Origin of the sequence: Neolewinella aurantiaca (assembly GCF_008014675.1) — a bacterium.
Classification (GTDB): Bacteria; Bacteroidota; Bacteroidia; order Chitinophagales; family Saprospiraceae; genus Neolewinella; species Neolewinella aurantiaca.
Genome location: NZ_VOXD01000004.1, coordinates 107,639 through 121,374, shown reverse-complemented (window position 1 = coordinate 121,374; position 13,736 = coordinate 107,639). Strand labels below are relative to the sequence as shown.

Annotated in this window: 14 protein-coding genes; all 14 read right to left on the bottom strand. The window is 44.1% G+C overall.

Going from position 1 to position 13,736, the window contains the following annotated elements:
• Positions 1-91: 91 nt before the first annotated feature.
• Positions 92-1,207, bottom strand: a complete 1,116-nt coding sequence (locus FUA23_RS03940) for a glycosyltransferase family 4 protein (RefSeq protein ID WP_147929419.1) — start codon at positions 1,205-1,207, stop codon at positions 92-94.
• Between the two features lie 11 nt (positions 1,208-1,218).
• Entirely contained in the window at positions 1,219-2,373 is a 1,155-nt protein-coding gene (locus FUA23_RS03935; RefSeq protein WP_147929418.1) for a glycosyltransferase family 4 protein, read from the bottom strand.
• On the bottom strand, positions 2,370-3,167 hold the full coding sequence (locus tag FUA23_RS03930) for a glycosyltransferase family 2 protein (RefSeq protein ID WP_147929417.1): 798 nt from the start codon (positions 3,165-3,167) through the stop codon (positions 2,370-2,372). The genes FUA23_RS03935 and FUA23_RS03930 overlap by 4 nt, the downstream gene beginning before the upstream one ends.
• The gene (locus FUA23_RS03925) at positions 3,158-3,802 is read right to left on the bottom strand and encodes an acyltransferase (protein ID WP_147929416.1); all 645 of its coding nucleotides are present in this window, start codon (positions 3,800-3,802) and stop codon (positions 3,158-3,160) included. The genes FUA23_RS03930 and FUA23_RS03925 overlap by 10 nt, the downstream gene beginning before the upstream one ends.
• 1 nt (position 3,803) lies before the next feature.
• Positions 3,804-4,922: a hypothetical protein gene (locus FUA23_RS03920; RefSeq protein ID WP_147929415.1), complete on the bottom strand. Its 1,119-nt coding sequence runs from the start codon at positions 4,920-4,922 to the stop codon at positions 3,804-3,806.
• A gap of 132 nt (positions 4,923-5,054) precedes the next feature.
• Complete coding sequence (locus FUA23_RS03915; RefSeq protein ID WP_147929414.1) at positions 5,055-6,887, bottom strand: right-handed parallel beta-helix repeat-containing protein; 1,833 nt, start codon at positions 6,885-6,887, stop codon at positions 5,055-5,057.
• A complete protein-coding gene (locus tag FUA23_RS03910) occupies positions 6,860-7,909 on the bottom strand; it encodes a GumC domain-containing protein (protein WP_147929413.1) in 1,050 nt (349 codons plus the stop codon). Before FUA23_RS03910 ends, FUA23_RS03915 begins: the two co-directional genes overlap by 28 nt.
• A 19-nt stretch (positions 7,910-7,928) precedes the next feature.
• Positions 7,929-8,510 carry an acyltransferase gene (locus FUA23_RS03905; RefSeq protein WP_147929412.1) on the bottom strand — a complete coding sequence of 194 codons (582 nt, stop codon included), beginning with the start codon at positions 8,508-8,510 and terminating at the stop codon, positions 7,929-7,931.
• Between the two features lie 21 nt (positions 8,511-8,531).
• A complete protein-coding gene (locus tag FUA23_RS03900; protein ID WP_147929411.1) occupies positions 8,532-9,722 on the bottom strand; it encodes a glycosyltransferase in 1,191 nt (396 codons plus the stop codon).
• Between the two features lie 216 nt (positions 9,723-9,938).
• Positions 9,939-10,325, bottom strand: coding sequence for an IS1 family transposase (locus FUA23_RS03895; RefSeq protein WP_147929410.1), 387 nt, complete (start codon positions 10,323-10,325; stop codon positions 9,939-9,941).
• Positions 10,326-10,394: 69 nt separating this feature from the next.
• Entirely contained in the window at positions 10,395-10,511 is a 117-nt protein-coding gene (locus FUA23_RS23055) for an IS1/IS1595 family N-terminal zinc-binding domain-containing protein (protein WP_406603405.1), read from the bottom strand.
• A gap of 477 nt (positions 10,512-10,988) precedes the next feature.
• Positions 10,989-11,888, bottom strand: a complete 900-nt coding sequence (locus FUA23_RS03885; protein ID WP_147929408.1) for a glycosyltransferase — start codon at positions 11,886-11,888, stop codon at positions 10,989-10,991.
• A gap of 214 nt (positions 11,889-12,102) precedes the next feature.
• On the bottom strand, positions 12,103-12,807 hold the full coding sequence (locus FUA23_RS03880) for a sulfotransferase family protein (protein WP_147929407.1): 705 nt from the start codon (positions 12,805-12,807) through the stop codon (positions 12,103-12,105).
• Between the two features lie 92 nt (positions 12,808-12,899).
• The gene (locus FUA23_RS03875; protein WP_147929406.1) at positions 12,900-13,709 is read right to left on the bottom strand and encodes a hypothetical protein; all 810 of its coding nucleotides are present in this window, start codon (positions 13,707-13,709) and stop codon (positions 12,900-12,902) included.
• Positions 13,710-13,736: the final 27 nt, after the last annotated feature.

Genomic DNA, 13,736 nt, shown 5'->3' with positions numbered 1-13,736 from the left:
TACTCTTAAATGTATAGTGTCCTAGACAGGCCTAAGATCGTTAGGGCGCAAACCAGATTGTTAACAGAAAGTGTGTAACCGGAACCCCTGATCAAGCCTCCAGTATACTTAAGTAGGTACTAACGACCTGATTTACATCAAAGCGCTCCTCGGCTAACCGACGGCTGGCTCTCCCCATACCCTCAAGTTCTTCCTCTGATCGTTCCAGCATACTGCGGACTGCTTGCTCCAGTGCACGTTCACTACGTGGAGCGATCAGTAGGCCGTTTACCTCGTTCGTGACCGTTTCCCGGCAGCCGACACTATCAGTAGTAATGATTGGAAGGCCTTTGGCCAACCCCTCCAGCAAGATACGAGGAATACCCTCCCGATAATAAGAAGGAAGAACCAACACATCTGTTTTCTCCAGCGCAGCATTCATATCATCCGTTTGCCCCAGATAAGTTATACTCTTTTTGAACACGTACTCGGATAAAGCATCAGGACTGATGCTTGAAGGATTATTAGCTGGCATTCCAATAACAACGAACTCCGCCGGAAGATCGGACTGGCGGATTTTCTCCGCAACGGAAAGAAAATAAAAAACGCCTTTTTCCCTAACCAGCCGGGCGGTGAACAGAAAGCGGCGGTAAGGCCTGGCGGAAGCCCTTTCTTTAACGGGGAATTTTTTCAAATCCACCCCTGAACCCGGAACGTTACCGCATTGCCCCAGCTCAACAATTCCTGCTTCAAGAAACAGTTCTTCGTCATCGATGTTCTGAAACAATACCGTGGGGCAACTCCGGAAAGCTCGCCGGTATAGTGCCCGCATGAGCACCTGGGTCGGACTTTTTTCGATAAATACGTTCCCTAATCCATTGACCGTTGGCACCACGGGAACTCCACAACGCTTTCCGGCCATTGCGCCGTAGATATTGGGTTTTGCCGTGAAGGTGAAAGCAAAGTCAATACCGTGTTTCCGGAAGATTGCACAAAATTCCCGGTACAGGCGGTAATCCTGAGCGGGGTTTTTCCCCTTGGCGCTAAGTTCCTTCAGCGGCACAAACACATCACACAAAGCGTTTACGCTGTCAACGTAGTCATCAGGTGGAGCAACGGCCACGACCCGGTGGCCAGCCTCCCGCAAAGACTCCATGAGTCTGGTACGGAAATTGACCAGACTCCAGGCTGTGTTGGAGATGATGGCTACGGTAAGTGGAGGCTTCAACTACTTTTAATTTACTTCGTGAGGTTCCCGATCAGTAAGTTGTACTGCTCGAAAGTTTGTCTGGCACAGGATTTCCAGGAGAAACGGTCCAGATTCAATGAAGCCTTCTGAATAAAGGCTTCTCTTTCTTTTTCAGACATCTCCTTTACACGGGTAAGTGCGGATTCCATGTCACTTTTATCCGTAGGGTCCACCAGTATTGCAGCGTCACCAGCCACTTCCGGCATCGAACTGATGGACGAGGTGATCACCAAAGTGCCTGAGGCCATCGCTTCGAGAATCGGGAAACCAAAACCTTCATATAAGCTGGCAAAATAACAGGCCAGCGAGTGCTTATAAAGCGGGCCAAGATCCTGTTCCCGTACAAAACCGATAAAGCGAACTGCCTCATCCTCCACATAATCTGCGACAAAAGAAGGGTGAGCATGCCCCCCGATAACAAACAATGCATCATTATCAGGATTCGCTCGCTTATGAGCAATAAAGGCATCGATCATGCCCCGTACATTCTTGTGCGGCCGCAACTCTCCCAGGTAGAAGAAGTAAGGGCCGTCAATACCGTATTGCTGTTTTAATTCAGGAAGTGAAGTACTTCCACCTGGCACGGAATACCCGGACAAAATTGCTTTAACCCTCTTTTCCAGTCCTTTGGCTTCGCTACCATAAACTTCCAGAAAATCGTGTCGGGTAGAGTCACTTACTGTAATTATTCTTTGGTACCTGCGCGCAATAGCACGAAACTGCTTACTCAGATACAAGCTTTTCAAACGCCCGACTTTTCCGAAAAAACCAGGAAAAAGAATGAATTTCAGGTCATGTATGGTAACGAGCCCACGCTTCGCCATGCACCAGGGAGCATTGGAAGACAGGCAGTGAAACAAGTCATGAGCAGGAAACTGACCGCGCATACGCCAGAAAACCCACTCTCGTTTAAACCCTATACCCGGCACTTCAAGGTAGCTCACTTCCGGTTTTATCCGTGACTCTGCAAACAGGAAACCTACCGGAGAATCCGTCATGTTTCTGATATCGGGATGCAACAAAATGTGGAGCGCCCATCTCTTCTGGTCAAGAGCCACCATAGCCCGCAAAAGTTCGATGGCATATCTCCCCACGCCGCTCTGCTTGGGCAGAATGCAGGTTGCATCAATTAGTATTTTCTTCATAATTCAGCGGTACTGGTGCGGGTAAACAACTTGTTACGGATAGCGTACTTCGACCAGCCGATAAAGTAAAGAAGGCGCTCTTTAAGTGGCTGTTGTCCGTAGCCGTGAGCCGTAATAATTTTCTCTTTTTCTTCCCGCATCTTGTCGTTTCCGGTACTCGTCAGCGCATCCTCATGTTGGCGGAATATGGTAAATTCGATCGGAACGTGTAAAGCAGTCCCTTCTTTGAGTATCCGCAGGTGATAGTCATAATCCGCCGCGTAGCGGTACTGGTCATCGAAGTACCCCACCGCATCTGTTTTGGCCTTAACGTTATAAGTAGCAGGCTGAGGCATAAAGGTGCAATGGCGGGAAGAGAGCAATCGCTGAAAACCAACATCCTCCAACCTGATATGTCTCCGCTCACCGTCACGTTCCTTAATGATGTTGCCAAAGTAGGCAATGTGCTCCGGGTGCTTCCGGTAAGCATCTATTACTGCGGAAAATACGCCTTCCGAGGCCAAACGATCATCTGAATTGAGGCTGGTCCAAATCTCCCCCTTCGCCCGCCCGATGCCTTTATTAATCGCGTCGTACATGCCACGGTCAGGTTCACTGACCCAGTAAACAAGATGATCAGCATAGCGCTTTATTATCTCGACTGAACCATCAGTACTCCCTCCATCAATGATGATATACTCGTAGTTAGAATAATCCTGAGCAAGGACACTCCTGATCGTTTCTTCCAGGTAGGCCGCACCATTGTAAACTACGGTGATAATGGAGATTAGTGGTTTATTATCAGTTATTTCCAATCAACGTTTCTTTTAATAATTTTAGCAGGATTTCCTCCGATTATGCAATTAGGTTCGGAAAATACACCACGCACTACACTGTTGGAGGCAACGATGCAACCATCCGGGATACTTGTACCGCTGTATATACTTGATCCGCAGCCGACCCAAACGTGGCTGCCCAGGGTAATTTCTTTAGGCCGTTGAGTTTTACCTTCATACTCCACCTGATGAAAGTCTTCATCCAGGAATTGGCAGTTCCAGGAAATCACGCATTGATCTCCAATCGTGAGCCCATGCATGATGACAACTGTTGTGTTGACGTTGATATAGCCGCCTTTTCCAATTTTAACGGTTGCGTCATTCCCGATATCGAAGCGGCAACCGCTCCCAATAGAATAGGCTCCGGCAAGGGCCAGCTTGCCGCGTATATTTAGTATCGTTCGCTCTCTTCCGTCAGTAAAGTTCGATTCACCCAAACCAACGACAAGGCGATCCGAAGTTTCAATTCTCCCTTTTATCCGCATTGCCACTGCTGCGGGAGCGAATAGCAGTAACCCTCTGAATAGTTTCCAGTACGCAGCCCTTATCGCGACGTAGAGGAAACTCACGTGGTTTTTTTGGCAGAGGCGTAGTAGGGATTTCAGTTGATTCATGTTACACCTTGGCTATTTTCGCTTCGCTTTCAACCCGACTTATAAAAAAGACCAGCGCTGTAAAAAACCAAAACCACGGCCGGAAGTAATCAGCAACAGCGATATAATGGACAACGCAAGCAACAAAACTCACAAGTAAAAATAGTTTCGCTACGCCTTCAATGCGTACTATTGTCCAGAACGTGTACGTGAGAAACAATAGAAAAGTACTAAGGCTGATAATGCCTCCTTCGTTCATGAAAGTCGGGTAGAGAGAGAGAATAGATTTTTCTAGTCCGAGAATACGGAACCCTGAAGGCCCGAACCCCAAAAGTTTATGATATATGGGTTGAGGTAAGTAAGCAATCCAAAACTCATCCATCCGACTGCTACGGTCATTCAATGATCCACCGCCGTTTAGTTTTGCTTCAACGATGGCGTAAAGCGTAGCAAAAAGATCGATGTCAAGAAGGGCCAGAATAGCCAGGTAGGCTACCAAAACCCCTATCACCAGTTTGAAGATGGTCCCCACGCTAATGCGTCGAAATACGAAGTAATATGCACCCATTACTCCTAAGGCCAGCCCCAAAGCGACAAGCGCGCCTGCGCTAAACGCCAACAGAAAGCTAACAATCAGCAGCCCGATCAGACCTCCTTTTATTAATCCAGGCCAATTGGTCCGGTAAATGAGGTAGTAGATACAGAGCGGCATAAAAGCTTCACTGATGAATGCATGCTGGCCGGATTCCTCCGTAAAACCTCGTACTCGCACCAGAAACTTGTCAAGTGTAGAAGAGTCGTATTCCCCCCTGAACGGCCGTGGCAGAAAGTCTCCGATATTGACCCCAATGGCCATCCGGACCCCAAACTCCGCTACCGCAAAGCAACTGACGAATACCATCATGATCGTCAGCCATTTAAGTACGAAGTCTACGTTCTTTTCACTTGGCCCGAGCTCGTTTAACAGTTGGTTGATAAAGCCAAAGAAGAGCCCAAACGTGACGAAGTAGGCAATCAGGTGGTTCGTAGGCTTCGACTGGAGGAAACCATTGTAAACATAGGAAATGACTATTCCAAGAAGAAAAGTCCCCGCTAAAAGATGCTCAACCGTCAGCGGGTTCTGCATCTTCTTGTTTATCATAATATAGAATACGTACAGTAGTAGCAGTGCGCATACCCATACTACGCTAAGCGTTATGGTTGACGTCAGCGCGAAAGCAGACGTGAATGGTAACAATAGGATATAAACCGCTAGTCCCTTACGTAGCACTGGCTAGTTTTTCTTCAAGGTTCCAAATAGGTCCGGATCTACTGACTTCCCGGAGAGGCTTTTATTACCACCAATGGTTGTTTTACCTAAAGGAATCTTTCCGCGTCCCGCTATTTTGATAAGAGAGACTTCCCTGCTTTTTTCAGGCAATACATTATCAATGATATGAACTTCTCCATCGGCTTGGGTAGTAAGGTCAATTAGAGGCATAGTCGCTACCTCTTGAGAAATGGTGTTTCCCTTCAACACAACTTTGCGAAACTGCTTACTTTTAACTAGTGCAGCTGTTTTGTTGGCCAGCTTTATATCGTTTCCATTCAGTTCAAAAACACCGTTCACCGTAGGCGAGGTAAGTCCTCCTTTAGACAGCTCAAGGTGACTATTCTCAATTTTCAAATACTCTAAAGATTGATAAGGAAACTCTCCAATAGAGCCAACATCGCTTACGTTGGCATTGAGAAGTTTAAGGGTATTCCACCGGTTGATTCCGGAAGTACTAAATAAATTAGAAAAAGTTTGAAATTTACAGCCCTCAAAAACAAGGAACTCGTAATTGGCCAGAATCGCAGTAGTGGAGCCGGAACCAGTAAACTCACAGTTAGTAAAACCAGCTATTTCATGTTCTCTCTTGGAGGTTCCTCCTCCGGCAAGTTCTATCAGTGACTCAGCGCTGCCCGAAAACCGGCAATCCGTAAACTGAAAGCGGCCACGGTACATCTTTACCACCGGACGGTTACTTCCCGTGAAAGAACAGTTATTGAATTCCGTTTCCCCAAACCCGGCAAAATTTCCATTGGCGACAGGAGCATCAGTAAAATGGCAGTCGGTCAGGTGCATTCCGCCACTTTCCTTGTGGACAGCAGCATAACCAATGAATGCGTTACGGAAGGTACAATCACTAACCGCCGCTTCACTATTGTGTGCCACCAAAGCAGAACGCATAGCATTGTTACGAGACCCTAAATCAAAGTAGGTGGTACATAAACCATTGTCCTCAAAAGAGCATCCTTCAATTTTGACGGCACGTGCTTCTTCCAGGTCAATCCCTGCAAGGGTGCTATTCTTAAAACTGCAATTTCGAATAGTGATATTGTATGGCTTTCCAGCCCCTTTACCTGCTACCGAGAGATTTTGACGGCCAGCAAGATCGAAATCACAGCCTTCCACAAGAACGTCGTGAACGCTCCCCGTACCGTCGCTGTCATAAGAGGCAAGGTAACAATTGTCTAAGCCAAAATTGATGTCCCTACCCCATGCACCGGTTACAGAACAGTTGCGAATGACAATGTCACTCACATCCTCGTTGGCCCACGCTCTAATCGAAATACCATGCCGACCTTTAGTCGTATTTGCATTGTTATCTATCCTGATATTCTCGATCCGAACGTTACGTATCGGGCGGGCGGATTTTTTTTCCCGATAGGTGCCAGAACGAACCTCCACCGAACTGTGTCCACCATCAGACTTAAGCGTAAAGTCTGAAATCACTACCTCAGAAACATCGGCTACAAGTAGAACAACTCCTGCGGCACTTTCTAAAACAGTAGCACCTCTTCCTGCCCCCACCAAACGGCTCCCCCCGGGGAGTTGGATGTTCTCCGACAAAAAGAATTTCCCCCTCGCCAAAGTTAGGTTGAGCGGCTGACTAGGATTACGCTCCAAAGTTGTACGAATCATTGGAGAAAGATCCTTGCCTTCCATCGAGGCCGTAATTTGTAGCGTTGTTCCCACAGTTTGACAGTTCAGCACACCAAAGAGCAGTACGGCAATTACCAACAAATAAGTGATATGATTTCTGCACTCAATCATCAAATATCTGTTAATATTTTTTTCCACAAGTAAGCAAAGAAAAGCAGGGCCAGAGCGACAATGACACTGATGATTCCGCTCAACATAACCAAGCGGACTATTGGGTACCTGTAACCGTAAATCGGGGCAAAGGGTCGGTCAATCACTTCAATATTAGGGCGCTGGCTGCGGAAAGTAAACTCAGCTATTTGCAAATTTTTGTACGCTTCGGTATATGCTAGGATTAGCTTTTGTTGTTCTTGCTCAAGACGTACCACTTCGTAACGGTTTCGGTTAAACACAATATCTGACCGACGATCTTGCGCCTGTAGCAATTGCTTCTGTACGTTCGTCAATTCCCGCTGTAGCGAATCGCTGAGGGTACGGGATACTGCTATATTGTCCAATTGCCTTACCTGAGATTTTATAGTGTAGAACTCTCGTAGTTTGTCAAACTCCGTATTGGCCAGATGAATGGACAACAGCTCATCGGTAGTCACCACCGTTACCTCAGCAATAACTGTAAGTGCATCCGTTTCGACCCTGATCAACGGACCGTCAGGCCCCCCTCCGACATACAGTAAGTTAAGTAGTGCCTTATGTAGACTAGCGTAATCTCTCGAAATTGGAAATGGAATAGAATCCAACAGTTCTAGTTCCGCAAAGCCATATTCTTCTTCACGCCATTTCTCCCGCAACTCCAACTCATCTATTAAGTAGTTACCTAACAACTTTCTCTTACCGTTAAGTTCTACTCCTTCATACAGTACTTTAAGTCCCACCTGATCAGATAAAGCAATTTGCTGAATCCTCTCTACATTGGGTGCTTGCCCACCACCCAAGCCTAACTGGGACAGGATAACGTTACCGCCACCCCCACCTCCAGTCTCTACCAGGTACGTCAACTTAGCCGTATAAAGAGGTGCGCTTAAGTAACGAGTAACAACACTACCACCTATAATTACCAAACAAACCAACACCACTAACCACCACTTCGAGCGAGCATATTTGAAATATGCACTTAACTCAACAAAGAGTTCTTTAACTGACAGTTCATTATCCTCCTTCATCAATTCATCCTATTTAAGATCAGAATACTTTCTTTATAAATTTCGCCGGGTTCCCTCCCCATATTTCCCCTGCTGGCACACTCTTGGTAACAACCGACCCTGCACCAATAATGCTTCTTGCCCCCACCGTAACCCCTTTCAGTACGATACTATTCATGCCAATAAATGCTCCTTGTTCTATTTTAACCGGACTTACCGCAATTTTTTTGTCCCCATTTAAGACACGGTCTTCATAACCTAGTGAGTGAAAGTCCGAATCATATATTTGTACTCCTCCTCCGATCAGTACGTCCGACTCAATAGTTATTGACTTCCAGCAATAGATAGTAGCGTTAGAGATTCCCACATTATCTCCAATGGTCAGACTCGCCTTTGGCTTTAAGAAAAAACCCGTTTGCCGTCCGTTTCCAACAGGGTTTGCACTATAACGAGAGTTGATAATCACGTTTCGACCTAGTAAAAAACACCCGCCCCGATTCAAGACAGTTAACTTTCCTAAGATCTTGATGTCTTTGTGGAAAGATACCCTGTTCTTATTTAAATGATACAAGTTCAATTTCCAGATGACATAATTATAAATTTTCTTGAGCATACTAATCATAACGACTGTTTCAACTTGTCCTTACCCTTCATAATAGTTAGCGATTTTCCTTATCTGCTGCTCCGCATCAAAATGGCTAAGCGCAAACTTACGACCTCTTAGGCCCATATCAGTTCTTAAAGATGGATCTTTAATTAATCGCTCTAGCTTATCACTAAAGGATTCGGCACTCAATTCAGCTAAAAAACCTGTTTCGTTATCAATGACCAACTCATCTAATGGTTCTAAATTGCTTACTACTACTGGAATTTTCATTGCACTCGCTTCAATAACTGGTCTGGCAAAATGCGGGAAAATTGCAGGAAACAACAAAACATCTGCAGCAACGAAAAACGCTCTAATATCTGATGAGAATGGCGATCTTACACAGACATCATTCAATTTTAGCTCATTGATTCTTTCAATAAGGAATGAAGCGTAAGCATCAATTGTTTCTCCTCTTGCTTCTTCGGGTGTCACGGCACCAGGCATAAGGCACTTTACCTTATGCCCACGTTTCTTTAAATTATTCAGAGTTTCAAGCAGCAACTCTGGCCCTTTGTTCTTTTTCAACCCTCCTACATAAAGCAGTGTAAAACAGTTTTCTACTCCAAGTATACTCTTCTCTTTTCCACGATGATCAGGTGCTGAAAAGTCATTAACATTTACAAAATTATTGACTACAATACCGTGGTCGGATCGTTCGATCCAAGATTTTCGCTCTCCTTCCGAAAGGTATATGACCTTCTCTGTGGCCATCATTTGTTTCTGGATGTACTTCCAACGAAAATCCTTGTACTTCGGCCCATATTCTCTTATATGCCATACGAGTTCTTCAGTCCTGCCTCGCATCATGCTGACTGCAGCAACAAGCGTTACAGAATTAAGATGTACTATATCTGGCTTCAATGAATCCAGAAGTAGAAAAAGTTTTTCCCTGCCTGAAGTATATTTAGATGCAGCACCCAGGATTTTTTTTATTGCAATCGGATAGTATAGCCGATAGTTATCGCTACTCCAAAAAAAATAACGTGGAAATCCTGAAAGTTCAAAAGTCTCAATACCATTATCATTGTACAGCTTTCGTAGATCATCAGAAGGTTGCACCATCGCTACAAAAGGCTCATATCCGTGTTCCTTAATTCCGAGTGCGGTATACAGCAAACTCATTGGTGCGCCTCCGTAAGCACTTCCATGGTGGATAAATAGCACCTTTTTACGTTGTTGATTCATATACACTTTATTAGACAAATAATTTTTTGAAGTAAAGAACTATTAGCCCTCTAACAAAATAAAAGGGGGTGTATCACATGTAAGGATAGGAATCTAGATTTCGTTGCCACAGAAAATATCGGATCGCAGCCACATGATTATCCAAGTCCTTTCAGAAACTAGGAGCCTTTCGGACGAGCCTACTTACTCTGGCTCGAACTCCAGCAAAGTAACCTTCTATGTAGTAGTATAAGCTTTACCTGGCTGGTGCGGATCTTTAGGAATCAGCTGATAGTAGCTCTCGAAGTGGTCGGTCGCAAACTTACAGTTGCGGCGTAATCGATCAGGTAAGTTCTGTAGAATGGCTTCAAGGTCATTTTTTGATCGGCGACCAATATGCATTGCCAAGGCCTGCTTTGTCGCAGGGCAATAGACTACCCAAATCCACTTCTTGTTCTTCTTGAAATCAACAAAGGACCACATCTCATCTATCTGTAATTTAATGCTTTGAAGTTGTTCGTCCGATAAAGAGTTCAGCCATTCGTTATTCGCTCCTAAGTCCTCTGGTGTCTCCGCCCAGACATCTACAGCGTAAGGCAGCAACCAACTTAAACTCACACCCATAGACCGACAGATTCCTCTCAGACGTCTCCGCTCTAGTGGGCTAGCCAGTAGAGCAGAGACGTCCTCTCGTCATTGGTCGGTGATAGTATGTTTGTTGTTGGTCACGAATTGTCGGTTACAATCTTTGCATTTATGATTCTGCTTTCCGTAGTAGGTTTTGCCATTCTTGACTACCTTCCCACTCATGCAGCTGGGGCAGATGAGCATATTTTGGAGTTTTGTCGCTATCAAGATAGCAACTCTGCCCCACTGCCATTGGGCGCAAACCAGATTGTCGCGATTGCTCCTCCCCAGCGCAGCGGTGTGGGGAGGCTGGGAGGGGGTTGAGCGACAATCTGGTTTGCGCCCCTGCCATTTTTAGGATACGGCTATCCTTACATTTGAGACACCTCCAAATAAAAATCGGATTTGTAATCTCTTTCTCGCATACTCTGAATCTTTCGCACATCAGGCCTATTTAAATCGGAAAACATTCAACACCTTAGTTTTAGACACTAATAATATTAGTTGTAAATTCCGACACATGCGTTTTGGCAGTAAACGTAAGTCAGTGCTTTAATGAAGTTTTATTTAATTCTAGTTTCAACTTCCTACAGCAGTTAAAAACATTCAAAACTTTATAATTAACCTGAGTACAAACGTATCAAGTCATGAGGGTTAAAATCATGTTAATTTACGGTAATGATAAATCACCGCTAGCTGCTTCAATAGTTTTACCAGGCCATTTAAAATGTTTTTAGCCTCACCTAATTCATTGTTAATTAAGTACAAAAAAATGTGATTCGCCGCTGCTCCTAGCAGCACAATGATTTCTTTTAAAAAATAAAGTGAGGGGTTAAGTAATCTAATTAAACGCTTTAGATAGAACATATCAGCGAATGAGCGCCGGTCCAGTCCCGTAGCCTCTTGGTTACGATAATGAAAACCGGCAGTAGACTCAACAATTCCGACCCTGTAGCCAGCAGCATGAAGTTTGTGCACAAAGTTAGTGTCCTCCCCATAATGTTGAAACAATGGGTTAAAACCATCTAGTTTAATTATGAGGTCAGCGCGAACAAGCCAAATCGCTGCGTTTACAAAATCTACCATTCGGACATTAATACCGTTGATTTTTGTTCTTTCTCCCAAGGTCCGGTCATAATAGCCCGCGAAAGAACGGTCCATAACTCCTTCCGAGTAATAATGAATCGGGCTTAAAATCCCTAAGGTTCCATCGCCTTCGGCTACTTGTACTAGTTCTGAAATGCCAGACCTCGAAATCTCAGCGTCTTGGTTAAGTAGAAAAACATAGTCATATTCAGTCAGATCACATTCATGAAAGACAAAATTATGTGCTTTACCAAATCCTAAGTTTTCGTTTAGGGGGTAGAAATAACTGATACTATCCAGATATTGGTTCTTAATGAGGTCGGCTGTTCCATCCGTAGAGGCATTGTCGACAACAGCAAGATCGACCGGATAATCGGAGTTAACAACTGAACTAATGCAAGTATTTAACCAATCAGAAGCATTGTAGGTAACTATGATGCATAAAACCTTTTTTATGGTGTTATTATAAGTCATTTTTTATTCTTCTGTTGAAGATCAGTTTATTATCAAAAATCACCTAACATGATCTGTTTTCTTTTCACAGAACAATCAACCGCTCTAGGTTAAGGCATGGTAATTGACCAGAAAACACCCGCTAAAGGTGATGCTAGATATGCTCTGGTAATGCATTAAAAAATTAGCACCTGAAGAAAATGAAAGCGCCTCATCTCAATCACCCTCTTTTAAATCAGCGCTCGCTATTCATTCTCGAAATAACATCTCGAATATACACATATGTTTCATCCGAAAGATGAACACTAGACTTCCGTTTATTGGCGTGCGGGAGGTTAATATTTGAAAAGGATTTGAGTCCGACAAATTTTTTAATATTTTCAATCTCGTTAGCTTGTTCTTCTTTTTTGGTTATATCAACTACCAAAAGCCTTTCAGGTCCATGTTCCGCGAAAAAGGAAAGTACCTTTTCCTCGTAGTTTTTTTTGTGTTCAATAAATCGTTTAACCGTCAGGTAAGACTTATAAGTCCAATCTTCATGCCTTATTTTTAAAGGGTCGTCTACTTGAACCTCCGTATCGGGCCTCCAGCCAGCATGTTTTAGTTTCGACACTACCCATTTTTCAGTATCCCGTGTTTGCAGGATAAATTTTGCGTTCCTGAAGTCGTAAAATAGCCGTTCATAATCAAGCTCATTATCTCCGTCGAAATGACTTCCTCCGTCTGAGAAAAAATCGTATTTTTTCAGCATCGCTCCGTCACGATCCCAACTGGTTGAATGAGTTACTTGAAAGCCATGTTGCTTGAAGTACTTCGCTAGCGTTGTCGTACCTGTTTTATGCAGCCCTATACAAAAAACCTTATCAGCAATAGCCTTGCTGTTTAAGGGTCTGTTAGCTATTTGACTAGACAAACTAGACAGCCTATTGAAAAAAGCCATATTGTAATTTGTTTAAGGTCTGTTCTGCTTAGACCGCTTTGTTGTTGAGTGTTAATGCCTGAATAAATTTCATTCCTGCCCTAAAACGTACTTCATTGACCCAAAGTCCTTAACTGACTTAGTTTGTTCAATACACGCTTAGCATCATCAACATTCTGCTTTTTATAATTGACATCAAACCGAGCTCCCTTACTTAATTCCCTGGCCTTGTAGACAGATTCAATCCCAACCAGATCAAGTTGAAACCCCCAATCCTGAACGAGTTTACGGACAATAATATCCGATTTTTCAAGAAAGTCAGAATGGCTGATTAAAAGGTAGTCTTCACCAGCCTGCTTACGGATTACATAGCTTATGAGATGTTCATTATAATTTATCCATACTCTTAAAAAGTGATTAGCCAGGTCGTTCAGTGAACGGCGAACCTTTCTCCTGTGCCAGAACTTCAGGATGAAGTTTCTTCTGTGATCGTACTTATGAAAGTATCGACGTAGTAAAGAGTCGACAACATTCTCGTAATCACGGTAGATCACCAGAGACTTTGCTCCAGGAATTTTTTCGTCCCAAAAGTCTAAAAAAAGACATGTTCTTGGTTCTTTCCACCCCCACTGACCATTCTCGTTATTCTTTGCTTCAATGAGCTTTTCCGCTTCGACTTCAAATTCTGTCGGTATCTCTATGCTCATCTTCTCACCAACGTCATAATCGAGGTTATTGTGAGCTAACAGTGCACGGTGAAACTCAAGAAAATCTCTATCCTCAAAATGTCCAAATTTGTTACTGGCAGACTTTCCCAGCATTTCTTCACCAAGGTGCAAGCCACAGTTAGCTAACCACTGTCCCATTAGTGAGGTGCCGGACCGGTGCATCCCCAGCAGCATCAAAACTTTATTCCTCATCATGAAAATTATAATTACGTCTGCAACGGT

Bases quoted from the DNA above. Each gene is read 5' to 3' on its own strand.
- FUA23_RS03935 (WP_147929418.1), bottom strand. From the start codon at position 2,373: ATGAAGAAAATACTAATTGATGCAACCTGCATTCTGCCCAAGCAGAGC.
- FUA23_RS03925 (WP_147929416.1), bottom strand. From the start codon at position 3,802: ATGAATCAACTGAAATCCCTACTACGCCTCTGCCAAAAAAACCACGTG.
- FUA23_RS03920 (WP_147929415.1), bottom strand. From the start codon at position 4,922: ATGATAAACAAGAAGATGCAGAACCCGCTGACGGTTGAGCATCTTTTA.
- FUA23_RS03910 (WP_147929413.1), bottom strand. From the start codon at position 7,909: ATGAAGGAGGATAATGAACTGTCAGTTAAAGAACTCTTTGTTGAGTTA.
- FUA23_RS03905 (WP_147929412.1), bottom strand. From the start codon at position 8,510: ATGATTAGTATGCTCAAGAAAATTTATAATTATGTCATCTGGAAATTG.
- FUA23_RS03900 (WP_147929411.1), bottom strand. From the start codon at position 9,722: ATGAATCAACAACGTAAAAAGGTGCTATTTATCCACCATGGAAGTGCT.
- FUA23_RS03895 (WP_147929410.1), bottom strand. From the start codon at position 10,325: ATGGGTGTGAGTTTAAGTTGGTTGCTGCCTTACGCTGTAGATGTCTGG.
- FUA23_RS23055 (WP_406603405.1), bottom strand. From the start codon at position 10,511: ATGAGTGGGAAGGTAGTCAAGAATGGCAAAACCTACTACGGAAAGCAG.
- FUA23_RS03885 (WP_147929408.1), bottom strand. From the start codon at position 11,888: ATGACTTATAATAACACCATAAAAAAGGTTTTATGCATCATAGTTACC.
- FUA23_RS03880 (WP_147929407.1), bottom strand. From the start codon at position 12,807: ATGGCTTTTTTCAATAGGCTGTCTAGTTTGTCTAGTCAAATAGCTAAC.
- FUA23_RS03875 (WP_147929406.1), bottom strand. From the start codon at position 13,709: ATGATGAGGAATAAAGTTTTGATGCTGCTGGGGATGCACCGGTCCGGC.